16 protein-coding genes are annotated in these 17,555 nt (G+C 51.4%); 11 read left to right on the top strand and 5 right to left on the bottom strand.

What is annotated here, in order from left to right; genetic code table 11:
• Positions 1–87 precede the first annotated feature (87 nt).
• From V5T57_RS01275 to V5T57_RS01235, 9 genes are all read left to right on the top strand, one after another.
• The gene (locus V5T57_RS01275) at positions 88–1,149 is read left to right on the top strand and encodes an N-acetylneuraminate synthase family protein (protein ID WP_332889335.1); all 1,062 of its coding nucleotides are present in this window, start codon (positions 88–90) and stop codon (positions 1,147–1,149) included.
• 9 nt (positions 1,150–1,158) lie between these two features.
• A complete protein-coding gene (hisH, locus tag V5T57_RS01270; protein WP_332889334.1) occupies positions 1,159–1,791 on the top strand; it encodes an imidazole glycerol phosphate synthase subunit HisH in 633 nt (210 codons plus the stop codon).
• 14 nt (positions 1,792–1,805) lie between these two features.
• Positions 1,806–2,582 carry an imidazole glycerol phosphate synthase subunit HisF gene (hisF, locus tag V5T57_RS01265; RefSeq protein ID WP_332889333.1) on the top strand — a complete coding sequence of 259 codons (777 nt, stop codon included), beginning with the start codon at positions 1,806–1,808 and terminating at the stop codon, positions 2,580–2,582.
• Positions 2,583–2,778: 196 nt separating this feature from the next.
• Entirely contained in the window at positions 2,779–4,077 is a 1,299-nt protein-coding gene (locus V5T57_RS01260) for an N-acetyl sugar amidotransferase (RefSeq protein ID WP_332889332.1), read from the top strand.
• 111 nt (positions 4,078–4,188) lie between these two features.
• Positions 4,189–4,902, top strand: a complete 714-nt coding sequence (locus tag V5T57_RS01255) for an acylneuraminate cytidylyltransferase family protein (RefSeq protein WP_332889331.1) — start codon at positions 4,189–4,191, stop codon at positions 4,900–4,902.
• 662 nt (positions 4,903–5,564) lie between these two features.
• A complete protein-coding gene (locus tag V5T57_RS01250) occupies positions 5,565–6,521 on the top strand; it encodes a radical SAM/SPASM domain-containing protein (RefSeq protein WP_332889330.1) in 957 nt (318 codons plus the stop codon).
• A complete protein-coding gene (locus V5T57_RS01245) occupies positions 6,518–7,852 on the top strand; it encodes a surface carbohydrate biosynthesis protein (RefSeq protein ID WP_332889329.1) in 1,335 nt (444 codons plus the stop codon). The genes V5T57_RS01250 and V5T57_RS01245 overlap by 4 nt, the downstream gene beginning before the upstream one ends.
• A 52-nt stretch (positions 7,853–7,904) precedes the next feature.
• Positions 7,905–9,011, top strand: a complete 1,107-nt coding sequence (locus tag V5T57_RS01240) for a methyltransferase domain-containing protein (RefSeq protein ID WP_332889328.1) — start codon at positions 7,905–7,907, stop codon at positions 9,009–9,011.
• A 296-nt stretch (positions 9,012–9,307) separates the two neighbouring features.
• Positions 9,308–9,928 (top strand): class I SAM-dependent methyltransferase, encoded by a 621-nt coding sequence (locus V5T57_RS01235; protein WP_332889327.1) that lies wholly within the window; start codon positions 9,308–9,310, stop codon positions 9,926–9,928.
• 19 nt (positions 9,929–9,947) lie between these two features.
• On the opposite strand, the gene V5T57_RS01230 is transcribed toward V5T57_RS01235, so the two are convergent.
• Positions 9,948–11,036, bottom strand: coding sequence for a glycosyltransferase family 4 protein (locus V5T57_RS01230; RefSeq protein ID WP_332889326.1), 1,089 nt, complete (start codon positions 11,034–11,036; stop codon positions 9,948–9,950).
• A complete protein-coding gene (gene rfaQ, locus V5T57_RS01225) occupies positions 11,026–12,111 on the bottom strand; it encodes a putative lipopolysaccharide heptosyltransferase III (protein ID WP_332889325.1) in 1,086 nt (361 codons plus the stop codon). Before rfaQ ends, V5T57_RS01230 begins: the two co-directional genes overlap by 11 nt.
• Before the next feature lie 219 nt (positions 12,112–12,330).
• Between rfaQ and V5T57_RS01220 the strand changes: the two genes are divergently transcribed.
• Positions 12,331–13,338 carry a lysylphosphatidylglycerol synthase transmembrane domain-containing protein gene (locus V5T57_RS01220; protein ID WP_332889324.1) on the top strand — a complete coding sequence of 336 codons (1,008 nt, stop codon included), beginning with the start codon at positions 12,331–12,333 and terminating at the stop codon, positions 13,336–13,338.
• Positions 13,339–13,486: 148 nt separating this feature from the next.
• On the opposite strand, the gene pseC is transcribed toward V5T57_RS01220, so the two are convergent.
• The 3 genes from pseC to V5T57_RS01205 form a co-directional block, all read right to left on the bottom strand.
• Positions 13,487–14,698 (bottom strand): UDP-4-amino-4,6-dideoxy-N-acetyl-beta-L-altrosamine transaminase, encoded by a 1,212-nt coding sequence (gene pseC / locus V5T57_RS01215; protein ID WP_332889323.1) that lies wholly within the window; start codon positions 14,696–14,698, stop codon positions 13,487–13,489.
• Entirely contained in the window at positions 14,695–15,729 is a 1,035-nt protein-coding gene (pseB, locus tag V5T57_RS01210; protein WP_332889322.1) for a UDP-N-acetylglucosamine 4,6-dehydratase (inverting), read from the bottom strand. Before pseB ends, pseC begins: the two co-directional genes overlap by 4 nt.
• Before the next feature lie 172 nt (positions 15,730–15,901).
• The gene (locus V5T57_RS01205; protein WP_332889321.1) at positions 15,902–16,651 is read right to left on the bottom strand and encodes an NUDIX hydrolase; all 750 of its coding nucleotides are present in this window, start codon (positions 16,649–16,651) and stop codon (positions 15,902–15,904) included.
• A 190-nt stretch (positions 16,652–16,841) separates the two neighbouring features.
• Between V5T57_RS01205 and V5T57_RS01200 the strand changes: the two genes are divergently transcribed.
• Positions 16,842–17,555: a PIG-L deacetylase family protein gene (locus V5T57_RS01200; RefSeq protein WP_332889320.1), complete on the top strand. Its 714-nt coding sequence runs from the start codon at positions 16,842–16,844 to the stop codon at positions 17,553–17,555.

The raw sequence follows: 17,555 nt of genomic DNA, 5'->3' as shown, positions 1-17,555 counted from the left end.
ATCCTCTGCGGTTTACCTTCCCCTGTTCGGAGGTCTCCGTACAGGGTCTTGCGTTGTACCTCTTCTGACCGAAAAGGAGGAACCAGGATGGTTCAGTTCGGTTCCCGCTCCGTGGGCGATGGCGCCCCCTGCTTTGTCACCTATGAGGCTGGTCCTACCCATGATGGGGTAGAGTCAGCTAAAAAACTGGTTCGCATGGCCGCTGAGGCTGGTGCAGATGCCGTCAAGTTCCAGATTCTGGATCCTGATCGTTTGGTGGCGGATCGTAAACAACTTTTCAGCTATCAGGTCCTGGTGGATAAAGAGACCGGTCAGTTGGAAGATGTCTCCGAGCCCCTGTATGACATCCTGTGCCGTCGGGCATTGAATAAGGATGAGTGGCGGGAGATTAAAAAAGCCTGCGATGCCCTGGATCTGGCCTTTTTTGCCACGGCTGGTTTTGAAGATGAGGTTAATTTTCTGGCGGAGTTGGGCTGTCACTCCATTAAAATTGCCTCGGCCGACGTGGATCATTTTCCGTTGATCAAACAAGCGGCCGCAACCGGTATGTGTCTGCAGCTGGATACCGGTAATGCCACCATCGGTGAGATTGAAGAGGCCATTGATATCATTCGCCAAACCGGTAATGAAGATATCATTATCCATCACTGCCCATCAGGTTATCCCGCGCGTCTGGAGAGCATTAACCTGAATGTTATTCCCACCCTGAAGCGTATGTTCCCCTACCCCGTTGCTTACTCGGACCATACACCGGGTTGGGAAATGGATGTGGCGGCCATTGCCATGGGGGCCAACTTGGTGGAAAAAACCATCACTGAGGATCGTACCACCCGCAGTGTTGAGCATGTGTTCTCACTAGAACCACCCGAAATGCGCCGCTTTATCGAAGTGCTGCGTGAGGTGGAGATCGCCATGGGACGCAGCCGCCGGGTCATGCATGAGGAAGAGAAAGAGAAGCGTAAACTGGTGCGGCGCTCCATCTGTGTTTCCAATGATGTTGCGGCTGGAACCGTATTGACAGAAGCTGATTTAACCTACCGTCGGCCTGGGTTGGGGATTTCCCCCAAGGAGCTAGACCGGGTGGTGGGTACCCGTTTGGCTGGCGATAAAAAGGCTGGTGAAGCACTGGCCTGGACCGATCTTTCTTGAGGTGGCTTGATGGCGCATCCCTCCATAGGTGTGATTGATTACAGCGTTGGTAATATCCGTTCGGTCATGAACGCCCTTAAAGAGATCGGTTTTGAGGGGACCCTTATTCATGATCCTGACCGTGTGGAGGATTTTGAACAGATTATCCTTCCTGGTGTTGGGGCGTTTGCCTCTGCGATGGATACCCTTAACAGCAGCGGGTTGGGGGATGCGTTAAGAGTACATGTGGACAAAGGGCGTAAGCTCATTGGTATTTGTCTGGGGATGCAGCTTTTGTGTGAGAGCTCTCTTGAAGAGGGGGAACATGCAGGGTTTGGTTGGATCCCTGGGCAAGTCGGTCCTTTTAGTCCAGAACATGGTTTGAAGATTCCCCATATGGGATGGAATGCCCTCCACCCAAGTGTGGAACATCCGCTATTTGAAGGGATTGAAGAAGGGGTGGATGTCTATTTTATCCATAGCTTCCATGCCAACCCTCTTCATAAAGCCCATGTTCTGGCGCAGTGTGAGTATGGTGACCGTTTTGCCGCAATTATTGGGCGGGATAATGTTTTGGGTATGCAGTTTCACCCAGAAAAAAGTCAAGCGGCGGGGCTGACCATGCTTAAAAATGCGCTGACCATTGATGCTTTCTCAGCTTAGGTAGTCTGTAATCTATGTTAAAACATCGTCTTATAGCCGTTTTGATCCTTCGTCATGGGCAGGTGGTGCAAAGTATTAAATTCCGCCATACCAATGTCATCCATGCGGAAGCGATGCATGCGGTCGAGGCCTTTAGTAAATGGTCTGTGGATGAGATCGTTATGCTCAACGTCACCAAGGAGCCTGACAGTCAGGCACGCTTTGCGGAAGTTGTGGCGGAGATCTCTGAACACTGCTTTGTCCCCTTGGCGGCTGGTGGGTGGGTGACCAATATGGATTATGCCCAGTCGTTGTTACGCAACGGGGCCGATAAGCTGGTGGTCAACTCCATTCTACACAACCAACCCGAACTGGTTCAGCAGCTCTCCGCCAAATATGGCCGACAGTGCATTGTTGGTTCCATGGATGTTAAACGCAATGACGAGGGGCTGGCGACCGTACGTGTTGACCGTGGTACCGTAGATACCGGTAAAGATGCCGTAAGTTGGACCAAACACGCGGAAACACTGGGGGTTGGTGAGCTGTTTGTGAACTCTATTGATCATGACGGAAACCGTAAAGGCTATGATCTGGAGACCATTGAGCAGGTCAGCGGGGCAACACAGATGCCTGTGATCGCCTTTGGTGGTGTTTTCCGTTGGGATCATCTGGTTGCAGGGTTAAATGCAGGGGCCGACGCCTGTGCAGCAGCCAATATTTTACACTATACCGAGCAGAGTACCCGCCGAGCTAAAGCGCATTTGGCGCGCAGTGGGATAGCTGTTCGCCAAGAGGGGCGTTGGTTGGTTTAAGCAACCAACCTTAGCGGCTGATTTGTAGGGGTGATTAAGCGCATCATGGTGTTTGGCCTGTCTACTGTTTAAGGATCTTGGTTTTAAGAAACTTAGGAGGCTGGGCTGGTGATGTTTTGCCAAATATACGAAGTCAAGATTGCGCATTCTTCACTTCGATAGAAAGATCGCTGGAACATAGGAAGAGAGTCTGTTCATGAAGTACTGTAACCGTTGTATGTATCCCGAAAATGCCAAGCCCACCATCATTTTAGATGAAGAAGGGGTGTGCTCGGGCTGCCGCTACCATGAGAGCCGTGGTCAGCTTGAGGTAAACTGGGATGAGCGGGAAGAGATGTTGCTGGAACTGGTGGATGAGGCCAAGCGCACCCGCCGGGAACGTGGTAACAGTCATGACTGTATTATTCCTGTGGGTGGCGGTAAGGACTCTCACTATCAGGTCTGGTTGTTAAAGGAAAAGTATGGTCTTAACCCGCTGTTGGTGACCTACAACCATGCTTTTAATACGCCAGCAGGTAACCGCAACCTGGAAAATTTGGTGCATAAGTCGGGTTGTGACATGGTGCGCTACACCATTGGTCTGGATGCCGCTCGCCGTCTGTCACGGCATATGGTTAAAACCGTAGGGGATATTACCTGGCACTACCACGCGGGTATCCGTACCTATCCGTTCCAGGCTGCTGTTCAATACAACATTCCCTTGGTCTTTTTGGGGGAGCATGGTTTTGCTGAGCTTACCGGCTTGGTCACGCTGGAAGATTTTGTTGAGCATACCAAGTGGACCCGTAAAGAGCACGATATGCGCGGTTATGAACCCCAAGATCTGATCGGTCATGAGGGGATTACTGAAAAGGATATTGCGCCCTTTATCTACCCCAGTGATGAAGATATTGCCCGTGTGGGTGTGCGGGGTCTATACATCAGTAATTTTGTAGACTGGAACGCCACCGACCATGCCCAGCATATGATCGATACCTGGGACTTTGGCACCATCACCTATAAACGAGAGCGCTCCTTTAACCTGCATGGCAAAATTGAAGATCATGCCAACGATGTGCATGACTACTTGAAGTATCTTAAATTTGGTTATGGTCGGGGTACCGACGATGCCAGCATGGAGGTCCGCCATGGCCGCATGACCCGTGAAGAGGGGCAGGCACTGGTTAAAGAGTACGATGCACGCACCCCGTCCACCCTGCCTATGTATTGTGATTTCATGGGCATGAGTGTGGAAGATTTCTACGGCTATATTGAGCCGATGCGGGATCTGGATATTTGGGAAAAGAGCAAAGATGGTGTCTGGACACCTAAGGATGCTGTGCACCGGCATGCGGCAACACCTGAGGTAGAAGCCGCCCGTGTTAAGCAGGTACCGGCCGATCAGCGGACTTTCTCTGATGGGTACCGTCACCTGTACTACAACCTGGATAACCCCCCGGTTAAGCATGGCGTACCGGTGTTGGATGAGTTCTCTCCCACCTTCCGCGTGATCTAAAGCGTGCAGATGGATCGCATGTGGTAAAAAAGAGGGCGCTCTGTTGGTGACAAGAGAGACGCCCTCTCTTTTTTTATAGAACCAATCCTCCTGATCAAAAGTGTGCGTCCTATGTCTAAACCGCGTAATCTCTGTCTTATTCCAGCCAAAGGGGGGTCGACCCGTCTTCGACAGAAGAATATTCGACACCTGGGTGGCCAGCCCTTAATCCAGTGGGCGTATGCCTCTGCTCAAGAGAGTGGTGTGTGTGACCGGATTATTCTCTCCACTGAATCGGAAGAGGTTGCCCGAGTCGCCCGTGGCTTGGGGTTGGATGTACCGTTTATGCGGCCTGAGCATTTGGCCAAAGACCCCGCAGGGGTTGTGGATGTAGCTTTGCATGCTCTGGATGTGTTGGCTGAGCAAGGGGAGCAGTATGAGCGCATTACGCTCCTATTACCGACCTGTCCTTTCCGAACCTCGGCCCATATTCGTGAAGCTTATGAGCTGTTTGATCAACGCAATGGTCAGTTTTTGATGAGTGTTTCCCCTTTTTCCCATACCCCATTTGCAGCGCAGCAGGTGGATGAGGCTGGGCATTTGGTGCCGGTTTTTCCTGAGCATGTGGGTAAAAGATCGCAGCAAATGCCGTCGGCTTACCGCCCGAATGGGGCGATCCATGTGCTGGATGTCCAGGCTTTTCAACAGGCCCGCTCGTACTATGCACAGCCCTTAATTCCCTACATAATGCCCATTGAAGCTTCAGTGGATATTGATGACGCCTTTGATCTGTTCATGGCCGAGCAGATGCTAAAAGGGGTGTCTGATACCATACCGAAGGTGTGATGGTTGAGCAGGGGGTTGGCTAACCGAGTGGGAGGCGGGTGAATCTGTTGGTCCAGCCCGCTGAGAGATGGCGGTTGTGTGGGGGCTGTTTGAACCGCGGTTTACGGCTCATGCAAACCGGCTGGCTTGGTGTCTGGGCGGTTAGACTCGGTGTGTGGCTGGCTGGTTGATGGGGGTGTTCTACTTGGGGTGGATTAGTATTTCTTGGGGTCTGGTGACGTGGCTCGAGAGTTGACAAATTAAGGGGTAGGGTGGTATTTTTTTTGGTTATCAAAGTGCTGGAATATGTCGTGGCGTTGATGGGCTTTAGGATTCTACCTGTCCACGCATACTGAGGGTTAAGCATTCAGGACCATAGCCCTGGTCGTCCGGCTCTATGTGTGAGCACTCCCGTTTTTGTTGCGCGATCTGCAGCAGGGGCGTAGATGGTTCTTTCCTCTTTTTCCCCTCTTGGGTGGTCGTTCTTACGTAAGATCCTGTTACTTCTCTCTTTTAGAGCCATTGCCTCTCACTGTGGCCATTTGCTTGTAAAGGCAGGGGTGACTTCAACAACACGTCGTTTTAACCACAAACTGGTTAAGGCAGACATCATTTATTGACAGAAAAAACCCGCTGTCTGTCTACGTTAGCTGCGTAATAGATGGCTGTGGTGGAGTAGAAAAATGGACCAGGACAAGGTCATTAAAGAGAAGGTTTCCGACCGGTTTGAGGCTTTTAAAAAAGCGACCCACTTTGTGGTCAAGCCTGAGTTTCCCCGTGAACTGCTCATTGAGGTTACCAACCATTGTAACCATGCCTGTACCTTTTGTGCGCATCGTATGATGACCCGTCCAAAAGGGGTGATGGCGCTGGATCTCTATGTTCGGCTTATTGAACAGGCCTATCAGACGGGCTCTCGTGAAATTGGGCTCTACGCCGGTGCTGAACCTTTGTTGTGCAAAGAGCTTGAGCAGTTTGTCTCAGAGGCCAAGCGTATTGGGTATGAATATATCTACACCACCACCAATGGTACTGGTGCAGGGCATGACCGGATCAAACGTATTATTGATGCGGGGCTGGACTCGATTAAATTTTCAGTCAATGGTGGTACCCGTGAGGTCTATCAAGCGGTTCATGGTGAAGATCATTTTGACCGGGTGTTGGAGACCATCCGCTTTGTGGATGGCTACCGCAAAGAGAATAAGCTCGATCTTAAGCTGTTTATCTCTTTTGTTGCCACCGATGAGAGCCGCCCTAGCTTTACCCAGTTAAAAGAGACCATCGGCGCATATGTCGATGATTTTTATCTGATCACTGCGGTGAATGTCTCGGGACAAAATCCTGAACTACCCATCGCAACTTTTGATCCCCACTGTGCCTTACCCTTTAACCGTATCTCCATCTCTTACGAAGGGTATATGCGGGTTTGCTGCAATGATTATCAGAACCTGCTGACCACAGAAGATCTATCCAGTATGTCTATGCTGGAGGCCTGGAACAGTCCGCGCATGCAAGAGATCCGTCGTCAGCATCTGGAAGATGATTGGAGCCCCAATCTGTGCCGTAACTGTGTGACCGGTGATAACAGTGAGGTTGAACCGCTCAATCCTGAGCTCAGCAAACATCCCATGATCCGATGACTAATAAACGTGTTGTTTTACTCGTAGATGACCGTAAACGAGACCTGAATTCACTGGCGTTGATTGCTCAGCACCTGAAAAAACAGGGTATCGACTGTTATTTACAGCCCTTGGAAGCGTTCCGTGCTTCGCTGTCCGCCTTTAAGCCCCATATGATTGTCTTTAATCATTTGGTGGCCAGTCATTTGGCGGATTTTTCACAGCGTATGTCGCAGATGGGCGTTAAGGTTGGGGTTTTGCCCAATGAAGGCTTGATGTACGACAAAGAAGAGATGGCCTACAATGCTGGGCGCTTTCATAGCAATGCCCATATGGATATCTTCTTCTGTTGGCACAAAGCCTTTAAACAGGCGCTGGAAGAGAGTGGTTTTGGTGAAACAACCCGGTTAGAGGTGGTGGGTGTGCCGCGCTTTGACCTGTGCTTTGAGCCCTGGGTTAATATTTATGAAACCGCCCCGCCACCCGAGGGCGAGCAGCCTCTGGTTCTGTTCTGTACCCGCTTTGTCTACGCCAAATATGCGGATATGCCCCCAGAAGCTGGGGATGCCCTGTTTGCAAATTGGAAAGATAAGATCAGTTATTACAAAGATTACTGGTCCATTATCAACGGTAACCACGCCAGTCGTGCCAAAGCGATGGCCTATCTTAAGCGGTTGGCGGAATCCGGCAAATTTCGGCTTATTTTACGCCCCCACCCCCGAGAAGATTTACAATTTTATCTCGACTTTCTGGCGGCTCTGCCTGCTGATGTGGCCAAGCGGGTCTCGTTTGATCCTGACTCTCCCATTGCTGCGTTGATTCACCGTTCCGACTTGGTGATGACCTGTGAAAAGTGCACCACAGGCTTGGAGAGCTGGGTGGTAAACCGACCCACCATGACCCTGGTGTTTGACCGCCACCCCATGTTCTATAGTGACGAACATGCCCAGATGGACTGTATCTGTGAAGATCTGGATGATGTGGTGGCGATGACCGAGGCACAAATGGTCGACGGGGCCCAAGCCAACTTCGAGGGTGAGCGACATGCCCACTTGAAGGAGTGGTGTGGTAACTTGGATGGGGATTCAACCGAGAAAATTGCCGACCTTATTGCCCAAACCTTACAGGGTGCTCCTGAGCCTGATTGGTCACAACTGACCTCTAGGGATCGGAGCCGTGGGTGGAAGTTGCAGCTTAAAAACCTGTTTAACCACCACTATGCGCATGACTATTTGTTGTCCATTAAGCGTTTGTTTAAACGCAGTGCCTACCATCAACGCTGGTTAACGCACACCAAAACCATTCGTCCATCTGACGTCAAACAGGCCAAGCAGCTGTTGGATGAGCTGTAACGATTAAACCGTATGGTTAGCGTATCTATTCTTCATCGGAGAACTTACGATTATGGACCATTTTACCACTTCTGGCGGGCGTAAAATTCCGTTCATTTCTGGGTACCGTGAAGGGCACCGGCGCAATTGGCGGTTTAAGACCAGCTGTAGTGCAACCCGTGGCAAAAAACGGGTCAACTTTCCGCTGACTTTTCAGGATATGTTCACCTATGGAATGATGGCCGATCTGTTAACACGTTTGGGTTTGTGGCAAGGCCGCAAATACAAACGTAGTTTGGATCTGGGGGGGGCCGAAGGGGTGGTCTCCAGCTTGTTGCGCGCCGAAGGTAAAGTGCGTACCAGTAGCTGTATTGATATTGTCGATTATCGTGGTGTATTTCCGGCTTGGTTACATGTGCTCTACCATTTGAAATACCGTTTTGATGTGGCTATTTCCAAATGGTTGCCGGTTCCGGCCAAGTGGCATGTGTTCCGTAAAAATATCAATAAATATGGTTACCACACCAACTTCCACTCATCGGTATGGAACCTGCGCTTACGACGGATGCCGGGTATTGATGAGTTTGTGGTGGGGGATCTGTATGATCAGAAAGAGCAGTATGATCTGATCACCGCCTTTAATGCCATCTGTTACTTCGATTATGACCGCCTGTTTGGCAAGGTCAGTGAGTTGTTAGAAGAAGATGGGGTGTTCTTTTTCTTGGCGGATTATTGGTGGTTTCCGGCCAACTCCACCACCATTTATGGTGATTTCCCCTACGCGTGTCAGCGGCTTGATCGTGAAGAGCTGGAACGCTACTTCCGTGAACACTACCCAGAGCATGCCGACGACATGTTAAATAAGTATGACTACTTCCATGAAGATGCCCGACGCCCAACGGTGGCAGATTATGTGGCGGCGGCTCAAAAGCATGGTCTCTCTTTGGCGGGTGCAGAGCGGCTCTACCCCAGTGAAGCATCCAACGATGGGCGTACCCCTGTTGTCCCGGCTGAGTTACAGCGCTATGCGGATGTCGATTTGAATGAAGTTCTGGAAGATATTCATCGCACCCGGCCCGATGTTACCCTGGAAGATCTGCACACCGTGCATGTTATGATGGCCTTTGTAAAACGTTCGGATAAATCAGAGAAGCTGGAAAGCCGCTTCGACAAAAGCTAAGACGCCCTTTGCGATTAAGGGGTAACGTGCGCTGACGTTGTGCAGAGCAATCGTGCATACGGTTTGTGTGGGTTGGCCTTGTGGTTTAGCCCCATCTATGCCACCCGTGTGGGTTGGATGGGGTGATGCTCATGCCTTGCTTAGGGCGCAAGTGATGCTCTATAGTTGCTTTCGTCAGCTTAAAGCGTGGTCCATGTGGGGGAGGTGCTTCTGCGCTGACCTGCTTTGAATAAGCGCGGCTGTTCTACCTGTTAAGCGCACTTTACCCGCCAAACATCATCCAGGATATGGCAGACATGCACATTCCAGATCACCGAGATCGTGAAGTTGCTCAGCGCTACTTCAAACCCTTTATCCCACATTTTCAGAACTGTAAAAATGTTTTGGAGGTTGCCTCAGGGCAGGGTTTTTTCCTAGAAGAGATGGTGGCGGCAAACATTCCTGCTCAGGGGTTGGAGCTGGATAAAGAGCTGTGTAAAAGCATGCAGGCCCGTGATCTGCCGATTGAACAAGGCGATCTGTTTGAGCGTCTTGCCAACCATACCGGCCCGGCCTTTGACGGATGTATGGCATCCCACATTGTGGAACATTTTCTTCCTGAACAGGTGGATCGGATGTTGGGGTTGCTCCATGGGGTCACCTCGGAAGGTGGGGTTTTGGTGCTGATTACCCCCAATATGGCCAACCTACGCCGGGCATCTGGCGACTTTTGGCGTGATCCCACCCATGTACGTCCATATCCGGTTTCCGCATTGAGTAAATTACTTCAGCGTAACGGATGGGAGGTTGTTTCCCATGGTGAGCACACCGATCGTGTGTTCTCATTAAAGCGGAAAGTGATCTATGGACTGCGCAACCTGTTGCTGGGTCGCTACTGGGGTGGGGATGATCTCTATGTTGTGGCACGTCGTGTTTAGCGGCTGCCTGTTCCCCTGTTTATTCAAAGGATTGGTACGCTTTTAATAGCTTGTCGACAGTTTGATCGACACTAAAGCGTGCCAGTATCCGTGCTTGGGCTGCTTTCCAGTCGCTCTCCCATGCTGGCCAGTTCTCCATTAACTGGCGCAGTGCTCGCGCAAAATCCTGACTATCATGGGTTTTGAACAAAAACCGTTCATCCTCGATCACCTGTTCAATAATACCACTTCGGCTACTCAACAGTGGTACCCCTGCCGCAATGACCTCCAGTGCGGCCATGCCAAAGCTCTCCTGCCTGGATGGATTAATCACCAGATCATAGCGCAACACGCGTTCTTGGAAGGCATCGGTAAAGCCTAAGAATTGAAAACGTTTTTCTTGGTGTCTCTCAAGTTTTAGGTCGTTACTGGCTGGATCTGGTGCATGGCCGGTAAAGTGAAACTCAACCGTGGGATCCAAGCCGTTCTGCTCCAGCTGAAAGACCGCATCTGTCAGGTCTGCCCATCCCTTCCAGTCCAGGTGAGAACCAATGACCAGAATACGTTTAGGGAACGCAGGGGCTTTGGCTTTAAGGGGTAGGAACTCAACGGGGTCAATGCCATCATGGATAAGGGCAAAGGGCCGGTTCTGGTCCCAACCGCATGCCCGTGCATGAAGTTCATCCCCAACCACAGAGACAAGATCAGGCCATTGGCAGTGATATTTAACGTAGTCACGCTGGGTCATGCCTGGAGAGCGGAGAAACAGCGCACTTTTGGCGTGGCACTGTTTGGCGGTTGCTTGGGTGAGCAGCCCTTCCCAATGATCATTGCCATGCACCCATAGGGGGTGTCGCTGCTTCTGCTGCAGTGCTTGGTGAACTGTGCGGGCAAACTGTCGGTTTTGCCACAGCCGCCCTTTTAGGGCGCGGGAGCGGGGAAAAGGCACTTGAAAATGGGTGACCCCCATTCGGTCACACTGTTCGGTAAACCACCCGGTAGAAGCGGTGACCACAATCGGGTTGCGTGCTTGTAGGCGGGGTTGCCCTAACAGGCGTGCCAAACAGGTTTGTGCCCCCCCTTTATTGGGGCGTTGTTGAATAAAAAGCAGGCAGGTGTTATTGGGCATGGTCTGCGCTCTCTTGTGCTTCCGGCACAACCGTCTCAGACTGTACGGTTGTGGCAAGTTCCAGAACCTCACTGACCTGTATCGCTTCCATACATGGGTAGGGCTTGCTCTTATCGCAGATAAACTGACGGGTTTTTTTGCAACTACAAGGGCCTAAGGCCAAGCGGTGTGGGGTCTGCCAAGGGGACCAGCTCCATTCAGAACTGGGGCCAAACAGGGCAACCGTAGGTGCTTGTACCGCAGCAGCCATATGCATGGCCACTGTATCTACCCCCATGAACAGTTGAGCACGCTCCATAACGTAAGCCAGTTCGCGTAGGTGCAACACACCAAGTATGGTGTGATGCTGCTGTTGGCAGTGTTGGGTGATGGCCAGTAGATCCTTATGCTCCTGCTCGCCTGGTCCAATGGAGAAGACCACCTGCAAACCCTGTTCGGTAGATAACCGGTCCGCGACCTCCGCCCAGCGTTCAGGAATCCACTGCTTAAAGCGCCAACGGCTGGTGGGGTGGATGACCACATAGGGGTGTTGCCAGGGAAAATCCGGTAGCTTTTGCTCGAGGGCAGGGCGATCAATGTCGGTATTGATCTGCAGCGGGCCAGGCTTGCCTTCAATAGACATAATCTCTGTGACGGTATTAAAGTCCTTCAAAACCTGATGTTCTCTGGCCCAGGCAAAATCAGAAAAAGCATTGAGCAGTTTGCGTTTCCAGCCCATCTCATTTCGCCACTGATTAACACCACGTACACGTGCACCGGACAGAAAAAGATAGACTTTTGCCCGGTCGGAGTTGGACAGGTCAAAGGCATAATCATAGCGATTGGTGAAGAGAATTTTGAGCAGCGCAAGATGTTCAGAAATCACTTGGCTTAAACGTCGGTTGTTACGATCCGGGCTGGCCACGGCAATCAAATGCCGTATATCCGGATTATTTTGCAAAACCCCCTCACATTGACGCCGTACCACCACATCAATGGCGCAATCTGGGTAGCGCGATTTTAAAAAACGGATGGTTGGGGTCAGGATCAGCGTGTCACCGATATGGTTGAGCTTCACCAATAAAAACGCTTGCATAGGTGTGGCCTTACAGGTTTATCAATCATCGATTTTTCATACTTTACGCGCTCAGCTATGAAAATACCATGGTACCCATAGAGCTGCTTTGAGCCGAGTATAGTCACTGTGTACGAATCTTGCTAGAAATCAGCAAGGTTATGCTGGTTGAATAGAAGCGTGTTGTGTGCCAGGTAGAGTTGTTGGTTGCGTCGACACCATGTCGAGATGGACGAAATTATGAAGCGAATTGCACTGTTTATCTTAAAGTTGGCGATTGCCTCGGCAGCCATTATCTGGTTGATCCAAGAGGATAAACTGGATTTAGGTGCCATCCCGGCGCTATTGGATGCCCCCATGACCATGGTCATGGCAATGGTCCTACTGCTCAGTGCTTTTTTTGTGGCGGCCTTTCGTTGGTGGCTGCTTATGCGCATTAAACAGCTGGGGGTGAGCCTGCTCTCATCGGTACAAATTGTATTTATTACCAACTTTTTCACCACCTTTATGCCTGGTGGTATGTTGACGGCTGACCTTGTACGGGCGGGGTATACGTTTCAAAATGCCCCAGAAAAACGTACAGAAGGTGCCGTTTCCATATTTGCGGACCGCTTTGTAGCTCTGTTTTCCATTTTTTGTATTGGAACCGTCGTTGGTATCTTTCAGCAAGAAAACTTAGCGCAGCAGCCTATTTTAAATGCTTTATGGTGGGTCTGCGTGCTCTCTATTACACTGTTGCCCGTCACGTTTGTGGTGCTGTATCGGCTGGCAAGGCGGGTGGTCTATTTTCAAAGAATTGTGAATGGTGAGTTAAAAGGGCCGATCTACAGCATTATTCAACGTATGGTACAGGCGGGGCGTATCTATCGGCGTAATATGCTTACGCTGTTAATTGTCCTGTTGCTCTCCATGGTTATGCACACCTTGGCTGTTGGTACCTTTATCCTCTTTTCCAGTGTGGTTGTCCCGGGTGCTCCGCTGGATAGTTTGGATTATCTCTTTGCCGCACCGTGGGCTTGGATTGCAACTCTGTTGCCTGTCTCCCCTGGTGGGCTCGGGGTGGGTGAGGCCGCTTTTGACCAAGTGTGCCGTATGCTGGATGGGGGCAGTGTGATCTTTAGCTATGCTTCACTGTATTTAGCATTCCGCATTCTTTCTGCCATCTGTTCCCTGCCGGGTGTGGTGATCTATCTGCTCTATCGTAGCCGTGTTCAGTCGGCCATTGATGAGGGTGGGGCTTCCAGCTAAAAGGGGGCGTCGGCAATAGGGGGGGGAGGTTGTTGTCCCCTATGGTTTTTTTTCTAGATCAGGAACGACCCTTAATTGCTGATGGATATCTCTGTCGGCGTATGTTCTTGGTGGTGTTTAGGTTGTTACGAAGGTCGTTGTGGTAGGTTCAAGCGCGCTGGCAAAGCTGTTTAAGGGCAGCAACAACCCGATCAACATCTTCTTCTTGCATAGCCGGGTAGAGGGGCAGGGAGAGACAGCCTGCATAATAGTGATCGGCACCCGGTAGCTCCCAAGATCCCAGTTTTTGATAATAAGGTTGGCGATGCACCGGTAGATAATGAACCTGTGTACCAATACCTTCTGCGCGTAAAGCCTGCATAACCTCAGAACGGGATAATCCCAGCTGATCAAAATGTATACAGACCGCATACAGGTGCAGTGCGGGTTGGTTCTGCTTGGTGATAGGCGTTGGGGTTATGAGGGGGGCAAGGGGGGCCAGCTTTTGAGTGTAAAGCTGCGTAAGATGTTGGCGCGCTTGGACAAAACGGTCCAACTTGCCCAGCTGGCTTAACCCCAAAGCACAGTGTAGGTCACTGGCCCGATAGTTAAAGCCGGGTTGGTGCATCTCATAATACCAAGGGTTGGCTTGCCCTTGATCATCCAGGGCCTCCTGGGGCTGAATAAACGCTTCGACATCACGAACCATACCGTGATTACGGAAGTCGGATAAGCGCTTGGCCAACTTGGCATTATGGGTCGTAATGGCGCCACCTTCCCCCATGGCAACCGTTTTAACCGGATGAAATGAAAAAACGGTCATATCTGAATAGCGACATGCCCCGGCCTGATGCGCGGTTTCCCCCAACTGCAGGCTACCTAGCGCATGGCAGGCATCTTCAATAACCACCATATCATGGGCTTGGGCACGGTGATGGATCTGCGCCAGATCTGGGCAGATTTGACCGTTTAAATGCACAGGTAGCACCGCACGCAGCTTGCGGTCTCCAGCTTTTTGTAGAGCCTGAGCAAAGGTTTGGTCGGTCATCAACCCCGTGTGTGGATCAACATCACAAAACAGTACATCTGCCCCCACATAGCGTGCGGCATTGGCGGTCGCCAGGAAGGTGAGGGTGGGTACCACCACCGCATCCCCCGGGCCAATGTCCAAGGCCAGCATGGTCAAATGGAGCGCTGCAGTACCATTGGCACATGCCACCGCATAGGTGGCATCAACCTTGGTAGCCAGGGCCTCTTCAAATGCTGTAACAGCAGGACCCCCGGTCAGCCAATCGCCCTTAAGTACCTGGGTGACCGCCGCGATGTCATCCTCTTCAATGGTTTGGCGACCATAGGGTAAAAAAGGGCGGTTGCTACTCATTTTTTGCTCTGACCAATCATGGTGAAGAGGTTTTCAGAATCCAACCACTCACTGTTGTTGTCACTGGTATAGCTAAAGCCTTCGGTAACCAGCTTTCCTTGATCTTCCAGGAAAGAGGTGCGTGGCCAGCCAACCATAATGGGTTCAATCACATAGCGATCATCCAGCTCAACCGTATTACGGGAGTCATCTTCGGTGATCATCACTTCGTGCAGCTTTTCCCCTGGGCGAATGCCCACCGTTTTGTGGGGGGTGCCAGGTGCCAAGGCTTTGGCCAGATCCACAACCCGCATGCTGGGGATTTTAGGAATAAAGACTTCACCACCACGCATGATGGAAAGGCTGGAAAGAACAAAGTTAACCCCCTGTTCCAGCGTAATCCAAAAACGGGTCATACGGGGGTCGGTGATGGGCAGTTCTTTAATGCCATCTTCCACCAAACGTTGGAAGAAGGGGACTACAGAACCACGGGAACCCACCACGTTGCCATAGCGAACCACAGAAAAACGGGTGCCGATGTTGCCACTCATATGATTCGCGGCCACAAAAATTTTATCTGAGGCCAACTTACTGGCCCCGTAGAGATTGATCGGGCTTGCCGCTTTATCGGTTGAAAGGGCAATAACCCGCTTCACGCCATTAGCCAGAGAGGCTTGAACCACATTTTCGGCCCCCATGATATTGGTATGGATGCACTCCATGGGGTTGTACTCTGCCGTTGGTACCTGCTTCATGGCGGCGGCATGGATCACATAATCCACTTCCCGCAAGGCGGTCTCTAAACGGGAACGATCCCGGACATCACCAATAAAAAAGCGGAGGCAGCTATGGCCAGCCAGCTCAGGATCATTTTGCATTTCATACTGCTTAAGCTCATCACGGGAGAAGATGATCAACCGCTTAGGCTTGCAGATCTTTAGCAGCTTTTTAATGAAATAGCGGCCAAAAGAGCCCGTGCCTCCCGTTACCAGGATCGTCTGATTGTTAAGGTCAATATCGTGATCAAAAGGGCGGATCATGGGATTTGGCATCACACAGGCTCACTCTATATTTCGAACACCTATCTCGCCTTGCAGAGGAAGCAAAAGGGAGAGATCGGCTAGGGCCAATATCGTACACCAAAGGTTGGCAATCACAGTGGTGGACGAAAGAATTGGCCGATTATAGCGGAAACAGAGGGGCTTTGACAAAGAGGGTTCTGTGTCACGCCTGAGAAAGAGAGAAGCTTGGGGGCAGTAACTGCGCCAAAGTGAGCATGGGAATAAGCTCTGGTACCACGTGATGACGGTGTTTCTTTAAAAAACTGGGGAGCTGATCGGGTGGCAGGCAGGCCAGCTGTTGATACTCTTGGGTACCCCGCTGTTGCTGGGATTGCATAATGGCCTGGGCGTTGAGGTTGGTTGAGAGTTTATAGAGCAGATCATGCACCCCATTTTCTCGGTTGCCAACCAAACCTAATAGGGTCGAGGCATGGCACTGCTCAGCCTGTAAGCCCAACTCTTCACGCAACTCTTCATACAAGGCACCTTGGGGATCCGGCTGATTAACCCCACCGGCGGGTGCCAGCTCCCAGTGCAGAGGGTTGGTGATGACATGCTCGGATCGTTGACCCAAAATAATACCATCCTGACAATGGAGTAGGGCGGTGACCGCCAAAGGTTGAATACTCAACCCTTGCTCTGCCCAGTGGGGGTTGTGTAGGCGGGCCACATAGTAACGATAACGGCTAGGTTGAATAAGCAGCTGCTGCGGGCTGATCTCTGCCAAATGGTAAAGGGGGCCATCTGTCAGGGCCTCTCCCCGTTGTTGTCGTTGGGTTTGCCACACCTGATCCACCTTGACCTGTATGGCCGCTGGGCAGAGATAAGGGGCTGCCGCCAGCTCAACTTTGGGGGGGTGCGAAAAAGCATGGCATGTAAAAAGAGGGGGAGAAACCTGCTCGGCCGGGCTCAATAGGGTATCCTCTGGCTTAAAGGTCGTGAGAGGTTAAGGTTGTAAGCGCAAAGGTGCGGTGTCATAGCTCTCTTTAGCGAACACTGTCCCACCGCTTGTTGCTGTCGGAACGGCTATGGTAGCATAGGCCCCTAAAAAGTTTAAACAACGCCTGCGTTAAGGGCGCTCAATTTCTACCGATGGATCTGTCGTGATACAAGAGCAACAAAAGCGTTTATTAGTCGTAGCGGCCCATCCAGATGATGAAGTGTTGGGGTGCGGTGCCACGGTAGCCAAGCTACAGCACCAAGGTTGGCAAGCGACCTTGGTGTTGATGACCCAAGGGGTGGGTGGGCGAGCAGAGTCCGCCGATGCCCTGGATGAGCATCATCGAGCTGCCCAGCAACAGTTGGCGGTGGAGCGGGATAATGCCGCCCGTCAGTTGGGCTTTGAGCAGGTCATCAGTTTTGATTTCCCGGACAACCGGATGGATACCGTAGCCAAAGCTGATATCGCCCACCAGGTGGCCCATGTGGTGGCCCAAGTAAAGCCTGATCTGGTTTTTACCCACCACCCTGGCGACTATAATTGGGACCATACCTGCACCTTTGAAGCGGTAATGATGGGGGCGCGGTGTAATCCCCCTGATTTTTCCCCCGCTGAAATCCGTACTTTTGAGGTGCTGTCGTCAACAGAAAGGGCATGGCATCAGGCGGCAACGACCTTTATGCCCAACTGTTGGGTGGATGTGGCGCAAACCCTGGAACACAAATGTCAGGCTTTGCAGTGTTATCAGTCTGAACTAAGGAACTACCCGCACCCTAGAAGTGTAGACGGGGTGAGAAACCTCGCCCGCAAACGTGGGAATGAGGTGGGTATTGAGTATGCTGAGGCATTTCATGTAGTAAGGCGGGTGGAGAGATAG

The organism is Magnetococcus sp. PR-3, from assembly GCF_036689865.1.
In the GTDB taxonomy this organism is placed as follows: Bacteria; Pseudomonadota; Magnetococcia; order Magnetococcales; family Magnetococcaceae; genus Magnetococcus.
This window is presented reverse-complemented; position numbering and strand designations above follow the sequence as displayed.